Raw genomic sequence first — 16,514 nt, forward strand, 5'->3', positions numbered from 1 at the left:
GAATTCACTGGTTGACAGTCGTCAAGTGGAGTCATTTATTGGCAGTGGGCTACAGACTGCAACCGTTGACTAAAACCTGTTGACTAGGCAACTTTGTTTTTCATCTTACTGAATTCCCGATACCGACGGATAGTTGCAATCAGGAAACCAAGTACAACAACCAGCGTTCCGATCCAGAGTATATTGATGAGTGGCTTTTCAAAGGCTTTCATCACGATATAATCCCGTTGCGTCCGGTTAACGGCAAAGGTAAACTTGCCCGTCCGGGGATCAATTTCATTAAGCTGGATACGAACACCCAACTCATCGCTCATTTCGGCCGGGTGCGCTACCATACGATCCTTAATGATAAAGGCCGGGTTTAGAATATGCTCACCGGTTTTATCCAGCACCCGTACCCGCGCCCGGACTGCGGCATCGTTGGGGCCAATCTCCATTCCTTCTACCTCAGTTGCCCGTGCCACATCATCCAGAATTGCCACATAGTCGTTCAGGAAAAATGTGTCTTTGATGGCAACGCTGTACGTTTCGGTTTTCTCCCACTTATTTTCGTCTGCTGGGTTAGGTACCGAGTTGACATACGTGTAAATGTCGCGATCGATTTTGTGTCGAGTATCCGGTGAGGCTAGCAGCCCCATTTTTTCATTTACCTGTGCCCGTGGATACAGGTTGAAAATGGTCCCGTTTGGCTCCCGATATTCAACTTCATAATAGGTATTTTCGGGATACAAGGCCAGCGTATCACCCTTCTTGTGGTACACCTTACCATTCTGTTCAAGGTCTCGCTGGGCAATACCGTGGAAATCCCCTTCAATGACCGTTACATCCTTAATGGGGATGTATTTGGGCATATCCCGAACTTCAATACGCTGACCACGATAGGTAATTTGGTAGTTCCCCATTTTCTCGGGCTGGTTCAACCAAAGCAGCGTATTTTCTTTGTTTTCTTTATTGTCGTTTTTGGTAAACTCATCCTGTTTGGAAATGAGCAGGCCACTATTATTGATCGAAATAACCTTCGAGAAACCGGCCGAGTACAGAATACCAAGCAGCATCAGCGCCATACCAATGTGCGCAATCGCTCCTCCCGACATCCGGTAGTTACCACGAATAATACCCAGCAGAATAGTGCCATTGGTAACCAGTGCAAAAACGCCAGCCACCAGAATAGCCATATAAACCGGACTCTTTACCGAACCGAAGGCAATCAGACCCGCGCTGATAAGCAGCGTCAGAATACCGGGCGTAATCAGCGCATCCCATTTTTTATTGTCGAGCTTCCGCCACCACATAAACTGACCAATACCCGTCAGCAAAGCAATGACAACAAAAAACCAAATCTGAAACTTGGAATAGTGCGCGATCTGATCGGCGGGTAAAGCAAGGTTAGAGATTTTACCAAAAGCTTCCAGTATCTTGTTATAAACCGGGATTGAGGTAGTGGCAATGACTTGGAAAGAAGCCAGACAGATAACCGTTGCGCCAATAAATAACCAGAATTCTTTAGTATAGACTGACGCTTCCTGCTCATCGGTTGGAATGTATTTCCACTTACGGGCAGCCAGTACGACGGCAAAAACGACAAATACCATCAGATAGATAAGCAATTGTCCCGACAAACCTAAATCGGTAAACGAGTGTACCGATGCATTCCCCAGAATACCACTTCGAGTCAGGAAGGTTGCGTATAGAATCAGCAGGAATGTGCTGATGGTCAGGATAATGGCTGATTTTAACCCTGTTGATGACTTCTTCGCGATCAGCATGGTGTGTAGGGCGGCCACCATCACAAGCCAGGGTACATATACGGCATTTTCGACGGGATCCCAGTTCCAGTAGCCACCAAAGTTGAGGGTTTCATAAGCCCAATACCCCCCCATCATGATCCCGATTCCCAGAATCATGGCACCAAACAACGTCCAGGGCAGCGCAGGGCGAATCCATTCGAGAGGTTGGTTGCGCCACAGCCCGGCAATGCAATAAGCAAATGGCACCAGAGTCAGCGCAAACCCAAGGAATAAGGTTGGCGGGTGAATCACCATCCAATAGTTCTGAAGCAGGGGGTTCAGACCATTTCCGTCTTTTGGAACAAAGTTCGGGTCGGCACCGAAAATGGGTGCTTCGGGCATAGCTTCTCTCAACAACAGAAAGGGTGTAGAGCCAATTTTAAACGTTTCTCCGAAAACAACGCCCAGAATCATTGAGGCCAGGAATACCTGCACCAGCGCGAAAAGTGCCATGATGGGCGCTTCCCAGGTGGAACCGGCTTTCCGAATTAAAATAGCACCCAGTACCGCATTCCAGAACAGCCAGAGTAAAAATGAGCCTTCCTGGCTTTCCCAGAAACAGGCAATCATGTACTGAACCGGCAATGCCCGAGACGAGTGACTCCAGGCATAATGGTACTCGAAGTAGTGATTGAAAATAATGTAGAATAGACTGGCAGCCACACCGACTACAGCCGCTCCATGAATATAGAACGCCCAGCGAGCCAGCGTTTTCCACTCATCACGAGCGGGGGGCGTAGCGGCCTGGGCCGTGGTTTTTACCTTACGTTTGGTCGTCTTGCCGCCAAAACTAGACTCTCCGGCGTAAGCCAGCTGAGGCTCTTCAATGTGCTCAACCTGTGATTTAGCCCCTTTGCCTAAAGCCGAAAGGAAATAAGCAACCGTTGCTACGAGTGCCGTAACGAACGATAGAATAACAAAAAAGTGGCCGAGTTGCCCGACTGTGGTATGTATCATTCGCTAAATAATTCTATCGTATTCTGCATGAGAGCCTATCCAAAACCAAAGCAAGTCTTCGCCATCTTCACTAGCTAAAGAACGATACTTTTTTCCAACTCGAACCGACCATAAGCCTTCCCGAACTTCTTTAAAATGTAAAGATGGGTGATGCAAATTGGTTTTGAGGAGTGCAAAGTTTTTGTCAGCCAAATTTTGAATGTCTTTGGGTAATACATGATAACAATCCCAAAAATCTGGAGTTGTCTTATAAATCAAAGTGGTCGAGTTAAGCCTTGACGGTTTTGTTCTTTCGCCCTGGCAATAAGCGCGTCCAACCGACCGGCCTTGGCATCTTTTTCAATTTGTCTGTCCCACAGTTGGTTGCGAAGTTCTGCTAACCAGTCTGCCAATTCATGTATCTCCTTATCAGGAAGATTTTCGATGGCTGTTTCAATTTCCTGTACGCTCATAGTTGTGCTGTTTTCGCTTCATGCTCAGTTGTTTCCAGCTTACCATCCTGATATTTTGAAGGACATTTCAACAGAATTTTGTTGCACTGAAAATGGTCGCCTTGCATATCGCCAATGATCACGATCTGTTCTGAACGTTCAAAATCCTGCGGTTTAGGACTGTTGAACACAACTTTTTGGGCCCGATTGTCATTGTCGATTAGCGTAAACTCGAAATGGTTAGGGTCGATGGCGGGGTTATAGAACATGTCTACGATCTGCCCCTGCGCATCTTTTTTGACCTTGCCCACTACGTGAATCATCTTATCGTCGCCATCCTGTTTCATTTGTTGCGCTTTGGCAAATGTGACATAAACACTGGCGTCCCCGGCAGTCGAGGCAATAATACCGATGGCGATTGCAATGATGACAATGCCAATTATGTGAGAGATTTTCATAGTACAACTAACTTATGATCAGGATTTGGGGTAATCAAAAGGTGAGCAGTCTTTAGTGACTAACAACGGTTGATTTGTTCTTTACTTCTTTTTCCAGTTTGCCAATCTGCCGATCGAGCCGGATCAGATAAATGATAATACCGGTAAAAACAGCCGCAACAACCGCCACGACTACCCAGATTTTGCCATCGGCCCGAAGCTGATCCGCCATTTCAACACCGCCAGAAACGGGTTGCTGAGCGAATACATGTTGGCTAAGTAGAAGTAAAGCCGCTAATGAGAATTTCGTCAAAAAAGACAGTCGCATTTGAATACGAAATAGTTAGAAAAATAACGCAAAAATAAGCTGAATCATTCCAGAAACCCGATGACTTTAGTCATCTAAAGCCGCTTTCACTCGCCGAAACCGGATGCTAAGTTCCGTAATCCAGACGCCTAATAAGGTAAATCCGATAATAGCCGGATAGAAAACCATACGCATGTTATTGTCCATATCGTATTTGCCAAATGCCGGGTTACCTCCATTACCAGGGTGGAGTGAATCTGTCAAACGGGGCACGATAAAAATCAAGGGAACAAATACGGCAAAGGCAAAAATATTATAGACTGCCGAAATGCGGGCACGTCGTTGCTCATCATCAAACGAACCGCGCAGGATCAAATAAGCAAGGTACATGAGCATCCCGACGGCCACGCTGTTGAGCTTCGGATCATTCGGCCAGGGTTCGCCCCAGGTAAAGTTTGCCCACAAAGAGCCCGTTGCACAGCCCAGAATCCCGAACAAAATAGCGGTATTGGCAAACTCAACAGCAATTAAATCATCATCAAACCGACCACTGCGCAGGTATTTAATTGAGAAAATAGCCGATGTGAGCAACAAGATGATCATCCCGAACCAGAGGGGTACATGGAAATAGACATTCCGAATACTCTCATTCAGAATGGGTTGGCGAGGTACAACGCCCAAAAAGCCTTTTAAAATTACGTATGTTAGAATCAAGACTCCGAGAGCCTTCCACCAGGTATTTTTCATTGTTTAACGCGGACATCCTGTCCGCATTTAATAATCAGGTACATGCGGACAGGATGTCCGCGTTACGTTAACTCCTCCACAAAAATGGAAACAACAACCACGACAGCGTTATGACAATGGCGTCGATAGCCAGCACGGTTCCAATCTCACTCCAACTAACGCTGCGATCCAGACCGTCGAGTGCGTTTTTTGAAATTTTCAATAGCATCAGCAGCAGCGGTAGAATAATTGGAAAACTCAGTACCGCCATCAGCGTGGCCGGATTCTCTGCTTTGCTGGCAATACCTGAAACAAGGGTCAGCGAAGCCGCGAAACCTACTGCACCCAATAGTAATGTCAATACGTATAAAGGCACGTCGTTGACTGGATTACCCAATACAAACGCATAAACTCCAAATCCCAGAAACGCTAATGCAAGCATTAGGATGGTGTTGTAGAGAATTTTTGAGAGGATAATCTGTTCCGGGCTGGCCAATGTATAATAGTATAACTGTCGACCGGCGCGTTCCTGCACAAAGCTCTTGGCAATTGCATTGATGGCGGTGAATAGCAGGATAATCCAGAAAAGCGTGTTCCAGACAATGGGTGTTAGCTGACCACGCCGGGCATTAAAGCTTAGGTAACACACAAACACGGCTCCTACAATGTAGAGCAGCATGCCATTGAGTGCATAGCGTTGACGCCATTCCAGCAGAAACTCTTTCCGCATCAATGCACTCATCTGCCGTACCGACTCTGCCATATCTGTTTTGTTGATTCTGCAAATTTACGGTGCAATGCTGACGCGGAAAAGAAATAGTTTTGTGTTCTGATTCTCTTCATGGACTACAATTCTATTATTACCCTTTGTGGGTTCTCCTTTCTGGCGGGCTTTATCGATGCGATTATTGGTGGAGGTGGGTTAATTCAAACGCCTGCCATCTTATTTACCTTACCGCAGTACCCGGTTCCTACTCTCATTGGCACTACTAAAATTCCTTCTCTGGGTGGGAGTCTGATGGGGGCGTTTCAATATAGCAGACGGGTTGCTGTGGTGGGGCGGTTTATTGCACCCATGATGGTGATTGCTTTTGGTGCCTCCTGGCTGGGTGCCTGGACACTTACGCGGGTGCCGAACAGCTTTATGAAACCATTGGCACTTACCATCCTGATAGCGGTATTCATCTATACGCTCACGCAAAAAAACTTTGGGCAGGTATCGCATCGGATCGTTACCGAAAAGCAGCAGCGATTACGCATGTGGTTGATGGGAGCCATTATTGGTTTCTATGATGGCTTCTTCGGACCGGGGACAGGTAGCTTTCTGGTCCTGGGTTTCATCGCGCTGATTGGCTTCGATTTCCTGAAAGCCAGTGCACATGCTAAACTGGTGAATGCATCTACAAATCTGGCCTGTACATTGTTTTTTGCAAACAAGGGTTATATACTCTATGCCTTTGCCTTCCCAATGGCGTTGGCAAACCTATCGGGGGCGTTTTTGGGCGCTCGTTTGGCTATTTTAAAGGGCAATCGGTTTATTCGGATATTCTTCCTGTTGGTTATTGCAGCTACCATCCTGCGGTTTGCGTGGGATCTGCTGGTTAAATAGAACGCTGATTGGTATGATTATCAAGATCAATCATTTTTATGATCATAATAAATCCTAATGATCATAAAAATCAGCGTTCTATAATGTGAAATCAAAAATTCAGTTTCCCCCACAATTTCCGAATTGGATCGGCCCAACTGGGCGAATCCAACTGTGTTGGGTCCTGACAAATCGCCAATACCTGTTCGGCCGTTAGCCGTTGATCGGGGTTGACAATCAGTAATTTATCAATGAGTCGTTCGCAGGTGCGCGATAGAGTAGGCTTTAATTTAATAGGAGAGAGGTAATCCGCTTTTTGAACCAGCCGTCCTATTTCCGATTCTGTAGTGCCGCCAAAGGGGGTATAGCCGGTCAGCATTTCGTAAAATAACACGCCCAGCGCCCAGCAATCTGATGCCGATGTGCTCTCTCCGGTAAATTGCTCAGGGGCCATGGTATAGGCTGTACCAACTAAATGTCCTTGACGCGTAAGCCGGGGGGAGTTGGCTAATCGGGCTAGGCCAAAGTCCAGTAGTTTGGCGTTACCCTGACGTCCAAATTTTATGTTCCCTGCTTTCAGGTCCCGATGCACGATCTGATGACGGTGCAGATAGGCCAAAGCCGACGCAACCTGCCCCAGTATTTTCCAGGCGGCTTCTTCGGTAAGTGGGCCATTTTTGCGGGTAAACTGTTCAATTGTTGGTCCCTCTATGTACTCCATTACCAGGCAGGAAAGACCACCTTCAACGAAAAATTCGTGTAGTAGGGCGATATGTGGATGCCGTAATGATGCCTGAACGGTAGCCTCGTTCCGAAAACGTTCCGCATGTTCCAAGCGACTTAGCAATTTGATGGCTACCGTTTGGCGTGTCGTATCATTATACGCCTGATACACTTCTCCCATGCCGCCCGACCCCAGCCATTGGGTGAGCGTATAGCCTCGAATTGTCTGGTTCATATTGTTAAATGGTTGCGATATTCAATTCACGGCGGACCGCCGTAAACCGAAAACTGTAAACCAAAAAATCGCTTTATCCTAACACCGTTGCGGCTAATCGACTGATATTGAGTGTTCTGGCATTAGAGTCAATGATGTCACGGTACAGACCTCCTTCCTGATACAGAGAATCGTGGGTTCCCTGGCCAACGACTTCGCCTTCCTGAAGGACGTAAATCTGATCGGCATCCATGATCTGGCTGATGTTATGCGAGATGATCAGTACGGTGCGGTTCTGCTTGATGGCATCCAGACTGTCTTTGATCTGCTCAGCCGTAATGGCATCGAGGCTGGCTGTAGGTTCGTCGAGCAGGAGTACAGGAGGGTTTTTTAGGAATAGCCGGGCAATGGCGATCCGTTGCTGTTGCCCGCCCGATAAGGCGCGGGCTTCGGTCTGGTAACCCTGTGGTAACTGTTGAACCTGATCATGAAGACTGGCGTTTCGGGCTGCCTCTATGACTTCCTCAGCGGTGGCTTCTAGTCGCCCATAGCGGATGTTTTCTTCAATGGTGCCAGCGAAAATGTGGTTTTTCTGAAGGACTAATCCAACGTTTTCCCGAACCAACTCGCTGTCGTAGCTCGCCAACGGTTGCCCATCTAAGAGCACATTGCCGCGCGTTGGGTCATAAAAGCCGGCCAGCAGATTCAGAGCTGAACTTTTACCCGCTCCCGACAAACCCACCAGTGCTGTCACTTTGCCCGGTTTTAGATCAAGCGTCACATTGCGAAGCGCCTGTTTGCCATTGGGATACACAAAATCCACGTTCTGAAGGGCGAAGTGTCCTTTCCAGACGGTAGGTTTCACTGACCCGCGCTGGTGTAGATATGTATCATTTTCAATCATATCGAAGAATCCTTCGGCATACGTCAGTGCTTCGGAGTATTCGTCGTAGATGCGATGCAGATGGCGTACAGGTGCCGATACATTGTTGAACAGCATGATATGGAGCAGAATAGCGCCAACGGTCATCTGGCGGTTCAGAACAAAATAGATTGTCACGACAAAGACCAGTACGATACCCACCTGTTCGGCAATGCTTTTCAGCCCATCGAACCAGTAATTTGTGCGGTGGTGACGGATTTCCTTTTCGCACAGACTCAGGTTGAGCACCTGCTGACGACGCTGCTCGTAGCTTTCACGGACAAAGGATTTTACGACAAAAATAGACTCCAGCAGTCCGTAAAGTGCATTCGCTTTGTTCTCCCGGACTTCCTGAATATTCCGTCGAATCAGCTTCTGACGATTTGTCTGCTCCCGACTGATATAGGCATATACGGGTAGTACCAGCGTAGCCACGATACCCACCCCAATATTTTTATTGTAAATCAGGATCAGCGCAAAAGCGGCATTGGCAACCATTGGCGTAATATCGACAAATAGGTTTTTGACAGTTTTGGTAAGGCTATCAATCCCTTTATCGATTCGTTTTTCGAGTTTGCCAATTTGGTTATGATCCTGAGCGAAGAAGGATAAATGATAGGATGCAATTCGGCTGATTGTGAAATCATAGAGGTCAGCAGCCATCCGAAACCGGATGCGGTCACTCAGAAACTTCTGACCTAACTGGACCAATAACGCCAGCAATTCCTTCGAGAGTAAAATAGCGACCAAACTACCAACTACCCAGGTTACTTCTGATTTGTCGATGGGTCGTTTAAGCAAATCCTGTACTGTATTGACCGAATATTCCATCACTAGGGGCGTAACCTGGGCAAGCAGGGCTCCAACGGTCGTCAGCAGGAGTGCCAGGATCAGACTGCCCTGGTAGTTGCGGACAAAAGGCCAGAGTTTGCGGATAAGAAGAAAGGTGTTCATAAGTATCAAGTAGTTTATCAATGAGATTACATGATCTGACGAATGAACTCCTGTGTATTCAGTTTGCCGTCGGTTTGGTAATCGTAGAAAAGCTCGGTCATGGAGGCTACGATGTGCGGATCTTCGGTCAGGAAAGCGGTTAGTTTGGTAGCCCGGCCACTTGCGCTTGACCCACTGCCCAGAATACAGACGCACAGACCCCGGAAGATGCCCGGCTTGTTGTCGCGGGGAGAGCTGATAAAGAGCTGTACGGGAAGGGTTTTATTAACCTTCGAGACACGAATACCTATTTCCTGCATCTCCCGAATGGCCTGCGCGTGATCTTTGTACAGTTGATTGACTAACAGTGATTTAGGTTCAATCGCTTCGTCGGCTGAGGAGGGAACTAAAAAGCGGTTATGGTGGGGGATATCCTCCCGCTGGGTCAGGATCGTATTGCTGCCAGGACGGTAGGTTTCGACGGATACGTGTTCATTGACAACCTTACCGAGGTACTTCAAAAAGGCGTGTGTTGCGCCTTCGTTCTGGTCATTGAGGGTTACAAACTCCACGTGTGCATCGCTGCCCATATTTTGAAGGTAAAGAGCCGCGCCTTTTAGCTTGTTTTCAACATCCGTTCGGTCGCGCTGAAGGGCTTCGGCCTTGCGGGCGTAATCAAACTGTGTAGCATTGCGAAGCTCGTGGGGTTTCAGATCTGCGTGTTTGGCCACGTATTCCATTCTGAACGGCGCGATCCCTTCCAGGCGAGCTGTATTGGAAAGCACCAGCAGATCGTTCCCCTGCGATTGCGCCGATTCGACCACCTTGCTGATGCCGTTCAATACTTCGTCGGACCCCTCCATGAGCAATACTTTTTCATTGACTTTGCCGCTTACGTCAACCATTAAGGTATTGAGCGACTGGGTTGCCTGAACCAGCAGATTGGTCTGTGTTTTAATGTGTTCCATCTCCTGCTGATTGAGCTTTTCCTTCTGACGGTTGGCCTTTTCAGTCGAGACGGTTACGAACAGGCCAATGAAAATACCGACGATGCCCCCCAGCAAACCGGCAATGTCTAGCTCGCGGATGTACCGGTCAATGCCGGGACTGAAATAGCGACCTTGATCAGACCAATTGCCCGTTTTTGGGTCAATCTGAAAGTTAGACAGGTAGTGGGCCGAGTCGTTAAAGACGTAGAACCATTTCAGGCCCATTGAAATCAGTAAGGCAACAAATGGAATCATGAATAACACGGTGAATAGAACCGGGTGCCTCCGAATGATTTCGTACAGTACGCTGAAGAAGCCTTCATCTTCGGTTTTCAGATCGGTGCTGGTAAGTGTATGAGCAGCAGTAGATGAATTAGATTGCATGACGTAGTTGATTTTAAGGACATTACAAAGGTCATGCTTCATCGCTGGCTGTCCCATCTACAAAGACCTACATTCAGACTACAGGAAAACCTATAAATTGATCTATAGGGTTGTCCGTTATTTTACGTCCCAGGTACTGGGCATACCATTGGATTGTTAATGGGAAGGCCTTTACTAAAAAGCAAGAAGCTTGTTGGAGATAGGCGGAAAAACTGATTTTAATCAGCCTGCTTATATTTTTCCTGATCTGACTTGTATGGAAAAACTTTCCGTTGTAATCTTGCGTTAATTAAACTGAATCTAAATAAAGAGTAAGACCACCGACATCATGAGCAAGCGCAGTGTAGCTGATTTGAAAGTTGGCGAACGAGCCACCATTCAATCGTTTAATAATCAGTTGATGTCGCTCAAATTGCTCGAAATGGGCTGTTTGCCTGGTGCGGAGGTATGCTTATCTGGTAAAGCGCCACTTGGTGATCCTATCTGCCTGAATGTATCTGGTTACTGTCTGGCTATGCGTCGATCAGAAGCAGCCACTATTTTAATAGAGAATGATGAATGATGAATGATGAATGATGAATACCAGACGGTACCCATCATTCATCATTCATCATTCATCATTTATCATTTTTACCTTGAAAGCTTCCCCCGTAATCGCCCTCATTGGTAATCCAAACGCTGGTAAATCGTCCCTCTTTAACCAACTCACGGGCCTGCGTCAGAAAACGGGCAATTTTCCCGGTGTTACGGTAGACAAAAAATCGGGAACCTGGCCGATTGATACCCAAACGGTTGCTACCATCATTGACTTTCCTGGTATTTATTCCATTTACCCAAAGTCGTTAGATGAGCAGATCGTAACAGATATCCTGGCCAATCCTGCCCACCCCGATTACCCTGATGTCTCAGTTGTTGTTGTCGATGCGGCTAATTTGCATCGAAATCTACTGCTCTTTACGCAGGTGGCCGATCTTGGTGTTCCAATTATATTAGCTCTGAACATGCTTGATGTTGCCCGGCAGCAGGCCAAGGATGTTAATTCGGTTCGCCTGGCCATGCGACTGGGCGTTCCCGTTGTTCGGATTAATGCCCGCACAGGCGAAGGTCTTGATCTGCTCAAAAAGGCTGTTATTGGGCAGCTTTCAGAGCCAACACTGCCAGGTAAATTGTTTTTTGATCCAGCAGAAGAACTATCGGACCTGATTACGGATACCAAAATTCGCTATGAGCTCGACAATAATTATCTGGCTTTACAGTACCTCATTCAGCACGATGGGTTTTCATTTTTAGATCGCCCCCAACAAAGAGGACTGGACGAGCTGATCGATAAATATCAGTTTAATGAACAGACGTTTCAGGCAGGGGAAACTATTACACGCTACAAACGTATAGCAACTATCGCAGCGGAGGTTGTGACCAATCAACGCCCGGCAAACCAGCCCAGCTGGAGTCAGAAACTCGACCGCTATTTACTGCATCCGATTTGGGGGTATGCTATTTTTAGTTTTATCCTGTTGCTGATTTTTCAGGCTATTTTTGCCTGGGCACAGCCTTTCATGGATGCCATTGATACGGGAGTAGCCTGGATTAATGGGCAACTGAAAGAAAGCCTTCCTGCTGGCCCACTAACCGATTTGCTAACCGATGGTGTTCTGGCAGGAATTGGGGGCATTTTAGTGTTCATTCCGCAAATAGCCTTTTTATTTTTGCTGGTAGCTTTGCTTGAAGAGTCGGGCTATATGTCGCGGGTGATGGTGATCATGGATCGCATCATGCGCAAATTTGGGCTCAATGGCCGGAGTGTAGTGCCGCTCATCTCGGGTGTTGCCTGCGCTGTACCGGCTATTATGGCAACCCGCAGCATCGGTACCCGGCGTGACCGACTTATTACGATTCTGGTAACTCCTCTGATGAGTTGCTCGGCCCGACTACCTATTTATACCATTCTGATTGCGCTGGTCGTACCAAGCCGACGAATCCTGGGCTTATTTAATTTACAGGGGCTGGCACTAATGGCTTTGTACCTGTTGGGTTTAGTGAGTGCTCTGGTGGCTGCTTATATATTGAAACTGTTCCTCCGCACTAAAGAACGTAGCTATTTCATTATGGAGTTACCCACGTTCAAGCTGCCCCGCTGGAATCACGTTGGGCTAACGGTTTGGGAAAGTGTACGTTCGTTTGTTTGGGAAGCCGGACGGGTTATTCTAGCCATTTCTATTGTATTATGGGTATTGGCAAGCTATGGACCTGATGATTCAATGGATCAGGCCGAAGCACGAGCAAAGCAGCAGCATTCGACGCTTACCCTTAATCAATTACAGAATATAATAGCCTCCGACCGGCTTGAAGCATCATATGCAGGCCAGTTTGGACACTTCATCGAACCTGTCATTCGTCCACTCGGTTATGACTGGAAAATTGGGATTGCCCTACTGAGTTCGTTTGCTGCCAGAGAGGTGTTTGTTGGTACAATGTCCACCATTTACAGTATTGGGAGTGGAGCCGACGATGATGGAATCACCATTCGTGAGCGACTCCGTCAGGAGCGAAACCCTATTACAGGCGGACCTATGTATACACCGGCTCTGGCCTGGTCGTTGCTGATTTTTTATGTGTTTGCTATGATGTGCATGAGCACATTGGCGGCCACGCAACGGGAAACCAAAAGCTGGAAATGGCCTGCTGTTCAGTTAGTATACATGATGGTGCTGGCTTATGGAGCGGCCTTTTTTACTTATCAGATAATGCAGTAACGCATAAAATCGGAACGCGGGTTGTACCAGTTTATTTACAGTAAATAAACTGGTACAACCCGCGTTCCGATTTTATATAAAGTTTTGGTTACCAGAGCAAACCCTTCGAAATTAAGGGGTAAATATGGTATAGGATATAGGCAAATAGTGCTACAGCCAGGCTACCTAGTGCCGTTGTATGATCGAAACTCGACCGTTCTCTTCGTGAAGGACGATTGTTGCGCCAAGCTCGTTGTGCCACATTTTTCATTGGTGTGTCAGTAAGTGGTTATATACCGGTACAAAATTGGGGGATTACCTTTGGCTAAAACAGCGGAAAAACCCTGATTTTTTTGATACGTATAACTACCTGATTGTACACTAACCAATATGTGTTCGTGGTTTCAAAACGGTAGCTTGGTTGATAAGACACCGAGTGAACCATAAAGTAACGGGTGTAGTAAATAAACTACCTGTTTCACGAATTTACTCCCATCGCAATGCATCAATTACATCTGTAGCAATCATGCCAATTTGACCTCGCTGTACGGCTACACGGTCGCCAGCCAGTCCATGCGCAAACACGCCTAATACCGCTGCCTCTACAGAATCGTAGTTTTGGGCTAGTAGAGCGGTTAGTACCCCAGTCAGAACATCGCCTGTACCGCCCGTACTCAAACCAGGGTTGCCCGTTGAGTTAAAATGAATATCGCCATCGGGTGTTGCCACCGCAGAATTTGCACCCTTTAATACAACAACGACCTTATACTTCTGGGCAAACTCCCGTAGGATATCTAATTTCTGATAATCATTCTCCCACTTTTTTGTTAGTCGCTCAAACTCTTTGGGGTGGGGCGTCAGAATGCTGTTTTTAGGGAGATAAGTCAATAACTCACGGTTTTCGGACAGCAGATTCAGTGCATCTGCATCGACTACCATTGGTTTTTTCATCGTCTTGAGCAGCCCTTTTAGCATATCCAGCGTTTCATGCGCCTGCCCAATACCTGAGCCAATACCCACTACAGCGTAGTCGGAAGGAGTAAGACTGCTTAACTCACTGGCACCGCGGTCTGGCGTTCCGGTTAGTACATTTGGGTTGCCATCCGGACGGCACATTGCTTCGGGCACAGCTATTTGCATCGTGTCATAACCGCATCGGGGTACATGAACAGTTAACAGACCAACCCCCGATCGTAGGCAGGCTTTAGCTGCCAGAACAGCTGCGCCCATTTTTCCGTAACTACCTACCATCAGCAGGGCATGGCCAAACGTACCTTTATTGGAGAACCGATCCCGTTTGCGTAACAGTAGTCGGGCATCCTGAGGCTGCGTATAATAATAGGGGGTAGGGGCGAGGTCAATATAGCGTTTATGCAACCGAATGTCCACAATATGCCAATCACCTACATAACGGCCATTTTTTGGGAGCATGAACGCTAGTTTAGGCAACTGAAATGTAATCGTGTAATCCGGTTCTATGATGACGTCGGTCAGCTCATTCGGTTTGTCTGTATACAAGCCACTGGCAATGTCGACCGCAATCACTGTTGCGGGAGAACGATTGATAACTTCAATAACACTCTTAACAATGCCCTCTGTTGGGCGCGAGAGTCCTGACCCCAGAATGGCGTCAATTAGTACTTCATTATGGCGAAGTGCAGGAATTTCCTGGGGCAATTCAATGTATCGGATTGTTTCGGTAATTAATTTCAGGCGCCGATGATTGTGCATAAAATCATCTGACTCACGAGGTGCATAGCGCACCACATTTACCTCAACAGGATAGTTCCGTTCCAGAAGTAGTCGGGCAATGGCCAGGCCATCGCCCCCGTTGTTACCTAATCCGCAGAAGAGTTTGGTAGGCGTTGTATTGGGAAAACGATCAACAAACCAGTCAACGAAAGCAAGGGCCGCCCGCTCCATCAAATTGATGGGTGCAATGGGTTCATGCTCGATAGTCGATTGATCAAGGGCGCGGATTTGGTCAACGTTCAGTATTTTCATAAAGGTGGTGCAAGGTACATACCATAATTTTGCAAAAGTATTTTCTCCTACCGAGAAATTTACTATCTTTGCGGCTCATTTCGCAAATACTTATCTGGCGATTTATATACGGTCATGAGCGAGTTAATCAAATTAGTGGAGGCAGACAACGCGCAGCGTCGCACCGAGTTGCCCACATTCCGGGCCGGCGATACGGTGAACGTACACGTTAAAATCCGCGAAGGAAATAAAGAGCGTATTCAGGTCTTTACGGGTACGGTAATCCAACGCCGGAACCCAAGCAGCGGTGGTGAAACATTCACCGTTCGCAAGGTATCCAATGGTGTAGGTGTAGAACGGATTTTCCCGCTTCTGTCGCCTAATATCGACAAGGTTGAAGTTGTTCGTCTTGGTAAAGTACGCCGGGCCCGGTTGTTCTACCTGCGCGGTCGCCAGGGTAAAGCAGCTCGTGTGAAAGAGCGGAAACCAAAGGCAGTTGCAGCAGCTTAATTGCCTGTTTGCCCAAAAAATCAAAAGCTGCCTGAAAAGGTGGCTTTTTTTGTTCCCTTTGACCACCATTTACGCATATGACTATCGACTTTTTTAAATACCAGGGCACCGGCAATGATTTTGTGCTGATCGATGACCGAGATGAAACCTTTCCCGCGTCTGATCAGGCATTGATTGAGCGGCTTTGTCATCGTCGGTTTGGTATTGGGGCGGATGGGCTTATTCTCCTGCGCAACGATCCTGAGTACGACTTTCGGATGATTTATTTTAATGCGGATGGTGCCGAAGGGAGCATGTGTGGGAACGGGGGCCGTTGTATTGTCCGATTTGCCCACGATCTGGGCGTGTTTGAAAGCGAAACCCGCTTCCTAGCCGTTGATGGTGAACACAAAGCCGAGGTTCGTGGAGACGATATTTTCCTGAAAATGAGTGAAGTGGCGGGAATTGATGATCGAGAAGGGCTTACATTTCTGAATACGGGCTCCCCCCATGTTGTTCAGTTTGTTGATGACCTGGAATCACTTGATGTAGTAAGTGAAGGCCGCTCTATTCGTTATGATTCGCGTTTTCTGCCTGGTGGTACAAATGTTAATTTTGTTCAGCCAATTGATGGCAATACCTTGTTTGTCAGGACGTATGAGCGTGGTGTTGAAGACGAGACCTACTCCTGCGGTACTGGTGTAACGGCTGTTGCGTTAGTTGCACAGCGTCAACTACATATGTCCGATCCCGTATTTATTAAAACCCTTGGCGGCAACCTTCGGGTATCGTTCCATCCCAAAGCTGATGAGCAGTTTGATAACATCTATCTGATTGGGCCAGCTAAACGAGTTTTTGCGGGAACAATAACTGTTTAGCATTCCTGTTGGTTAGGTAAGGAACTATACACGT

General features: G+C 47.3%; 16 protein-coding genes. 5 read left to right on the plus strand and 11 right to left on the minus strand.

Annotation, left to right across the window (positions count from 1 at the left end):
• Positions 1-83: 83 nt before the first annotated feature.
• The 7 genes from ccsA (ACYVGO_RS16515) to ACYVGO_RS16545 all read right to left on the minus strand — a co-directional run bounded on the left by ccsA (ACYVGO_RS16515) (position 84) and on the right by ACYVGO_RS16545 (position 5,408).
• Positions 84-2,744: a cytochrome c biogenesis protein CcsA gene (gene ccsA, locus ACYVGO_RS16515; RefSeq protein WP_460970220.1), complete on the minus strand. Its 2,661-nt coding sequence runs from the start codon at positions 2,742-2,744 to the stop codon at positions 84-86.
• A 3-nt stretch (positions 2,745-2,747) separates the two neighbouring features.
• A complete protein-coding gene (locus tag ACYVGO_RS16520) occupies positions 2,748-3,002 on the minus strand; it encodes a type II toxin-antitoxin system RelE family toxin (RefSeq protein WP_460970221.1) in 255 nt (84 codons plus the stop codon).
• Complete coding sequence (locus ACYVGO_RS16525) at positions 2,999-3,196, minus strand: hypothetical protein (protein WP_460970222.1); 198 nt, start codon at positions 3,194-3,196, stop codon at positions 2,999-3,001. The genes ACYVGO_RS16520 and ACYVGO_RS16525 overlap by 4 nt, the downstream gene beginning before the upstream one ends.
• Positions 3,193-3,633, minus strand: a complete 441-nt coding sequence (locus tag ACYVGO_RS16530) for a cytochrome c maturation protein CcmE domain-containing protein (protein ID WP_142772324.1) — start codon at positions 3,631-3,633, stop codon at positions 3,193-3,195. The genes ACYVGO_RS16525 and ACYVGO_RS16530 overlap by 4 nt, the downstream gene beginning before the upstream one ends.
• Before the next feature lie 52 nt (positions 3,634-3,685).
• Complete coding sequence (locus tag ACYVGO_RS16535; RefSeq protein ID WP_142772325.1) at positions 3,686-3,940, minus strand: CcmD family protein; 255 nt, start codon at positions 3,938-3,940, stop codon at positions 3,686-3,688.
• Positions 3,941-4,006: 66 nt separating this feature from the next.
• Complete coding sequence (gene ccsA / locus ACYVGO_RS16540) at positions 4,007-4,666, minus strand: cytochrome c biogenesis protein CcsA (RefSeq protein ID WP_142772326.1); 660 nt, start codon at positions 4,664-4,666, stop codon at positions 4,007-4,009.
• A 67-nt stretch (positions 4,667-4,733) separates the two neighbouring features.
• On the minus strand, positions 4,734-5,408 hold the full coding sequence (locus ACYVGO_RS16545; RefSeq protein ID WP_460970223.1) for a heme exporter protein CcmB: 675 nt from the start codon (positions 5,406-5,408) through the stop codon (positions 4,734-4,736).
• Between the two features lie 78 nt (positions 5,409-5,486).
• Here ACYVGO_RS16545 and ACYVGO_RS16550 point away from each other — a divergent pair, with 78 nt between their 5' ends.
• On the plus strand, positions 5,487-6,254 hold the full coding sequence (locus ACYVGO_RS16550; protein WP_460970224.1) for a sulfite exporter TauE/SafE family protein: 768 nt from the start codon (positions 5,487-5,489) through the stop codon (positions 6,252-6,254).
• A 91-nt stretch (positions 6,255-6,345) separates the two neighbouring features.
• Here ACYVGO_RS16550 and ACYVGO_RS16555 read toward each other — a convergent pair whose 3' ends face one another.
• The 3 genes from ACYVGO_RS16555 to ACYVGO_RS16565 all read right to left on the minus strand — a co-directional run bounded on the left by ACYVGO_RS16555 (position 6,346) and on the right by ACYVGO_RS16565 (position 10,398).
• The gene (locus ACYVGO_RS16555) at positions 6,346-7,191 is read right to left on the minus strand and encodes a serine/threonine protein kinase (RefSeq protein WP_460970225.1); all 846 of its coding nucleotides are present in this window, start codon (positions 7,189-7,191) and stop codon (positions 6,346-6,348) included.
• A 73-nt stretch (positions 7,192-7,264) separates the two neighbouring features.
• Entirely contained in the window at positions 7,265-9,046 is a 1,782-nt protein-coding gene (locus tag ACYVGO_RS16560; protein ID WP_460970226.1) for an ABC transporter ATP-binding protein, read from the minus strand.
• Positions 9,047-9,072: 26 nt separating this feature from the next.
• A complete protein-coding gene (locus tag ACYVGO_RS16565) occupies positions 9,073-10,398 on the minus strand; it encodes a hypothetical protein (RefSeq protein ID WP_460970227.1) in 1,326 nt (441 codons plus the stop codon).
• A gap of 328 nt (positions 10,399-10,726) precedes the next feature.
• Here ACYVGO_RS16565 and ACYVGO_RS16570 point away from each other — a divergent pair, with 328 nt between their 5' ends.
• Both ACYVGO_RS16570 and feoB read left to right on the plus strand, forming a co-directional pair.
• A complete protein-coding gene (locus ACYVGO_RS16570; RefSeq protein ID WP_460970228.1) occupies positions 10,727-10,960 on the plus strand; it encodes a FeoA family protein in 234 nt (77 codons plus the stop codon).
• Positions 10,961-11,033: 73 nt separating this feature from the next.
• A complete protein-coding gene (feoB, locus tag ACYVGO_RS16575) occupies positions 11,034-13,151 on the plus strand; it encodes a ferrous iron transport protein B (protein WP_460970229.1) in 2,118 nt (705 codons plus the stop codon).
• Between the two features lie 465 nt (positions 13,152-13,616).
• On the opposite strand, the gene ACYVGO_RS16580 is transcribed toward feoB, so the two are convergent.
• On the minus strand, positions 13,617-15,134 hold the full coding sequence (locus tag ACYVGO_RS16580) for an NAD(P)H-hydrate dehydratase (protein ID WP_460970231.1): 1,518 nt from the start codon (positions 15,132-15,134) through the stop codon (positions 13,617-13,619).
• A gap of 114 nt (positions 15,135-15,248) precedes the next feature.
• On the opposite strand from ACYVGO_RS16580, the gene rplS reads away from it, so the two are divergent.
• Positions 15,249-15,623 carry a 50S ribosomal protein L19 gene (gene rplS / locus ACYVGO_RS16585; RefSeq protein ID WP_142772335.1) on the plus strand — a complete coding sequence of 125 codons (375 nt, stop codon included), beginning with the start codon at positions 15,249-15,251 and terminating at the stop codon, positions 15,621-15,623.
• 83 nt (positions 15,624-15,706) lie between these two features.
• Positions 15,707-16,480: a diaminopimelate epimerase gene (gene dapF, locus ACYVGO_RS16590; RefSeq protein WP_460970425.1), complete on the plus strand. Its 774-nt coding sequence runs from the start codon at positions 15,707-15,709 to the stop codon at positions 16,478-16,480.
• Positions 16,481-16,514 lie beyond the last annotated feature (34 nt).

This window comes from Spirosoma migulaei (assembly GCF_054776855.1).

Coding starts and splice junctions, on each gene's coding strand:
- ccsA (WP_460970220.1), bottom strand. CDS start 2,744: ATGATACATACCACAGTCGGGCAACTCGGCCACTTTTTTGTTATTCTA.
- ACYVGO_RS16525 (WP_460970222.1), bottom strand. CDS start 3,196: ATGAGCGTACAGGAAATTGAAACAGCCATCGAAAATCTTCCTGATAAG.
- ACYVGO_RS16530 (WP_142772324.1), bottom strand. CDS start 3,633: ATGAAAATCTCTCACATAATTGGCATTGTCATCATTGCAATCGCCATC.
- ACYVGO_RS16535 (WP_142772325.1), bottom strand. CDS start 3,940: ATGCGACTGTCTTTTTTGACGAAATTCTCATTAGCGGCTTTACTTCTA.
- ccsA (WP_142772326.1), bottom strand. CDS start 4,666: ATGAAAAATACCTGGTGGAAGGCTCTCGGAGTCTTGATTCTAACATAC.
- ACYVGO_RS16545 (WP_460970223.1), bottom strand. CDS start 5,408: ATGGCAGAGTCGGTACGGCAGATGAGTGCATTGATGCGGAAAGAGTTT.
- ACYVGO_RS16550 (WP_460970224.1), top strand. CDS start 5,487: ATGGACTACAATTCTATTATTACCCTTTGTGGGTTCTCCTTTCTGGCG.
- ACYVGO_RS16555 (WP_460970225.1), bottom strand. CDS start 7,191: ATGAACCAGACAATTCGAGGCTATACGCTCACCCAATGGCTGGGGTCG.
- ACYVGO_RS16560 (WP_460970226.1), bottom strand. CDS start 9,046: ATGAACACCTTTCTTCTTATCCGCAAACTCTGGCCTTTTGTCCGCAAC.
- ACYVGO_RS16565 (WP_460970227.1), bottom strand. CDS start 10,398: ATGCAATCTAATTCATCTACTGCTGCTCATACACTTACCAGCACCGAT.
- ACYVGO_RS16570 (WP_460970228.1), top strand. CDS start 10,727: ATGAGCAAGCGCAGTGTAGCTGATTTGAAAGTTGGCGAACGAGCCACC.
- ACYVGO_RS16580 (WP_460970231.1), bottom strand. CDS start 15,134: ATGAAAATACTGAACGTTGACCAAATCCGCGCCCTTGATCAATCGACT.
- rplS (WP_142772335.1), top strand. CDS start 15,249: ATGAGCGAGTTAATCAAATTAGTGGAGGCAGACAACGCGCAGCGTCGC.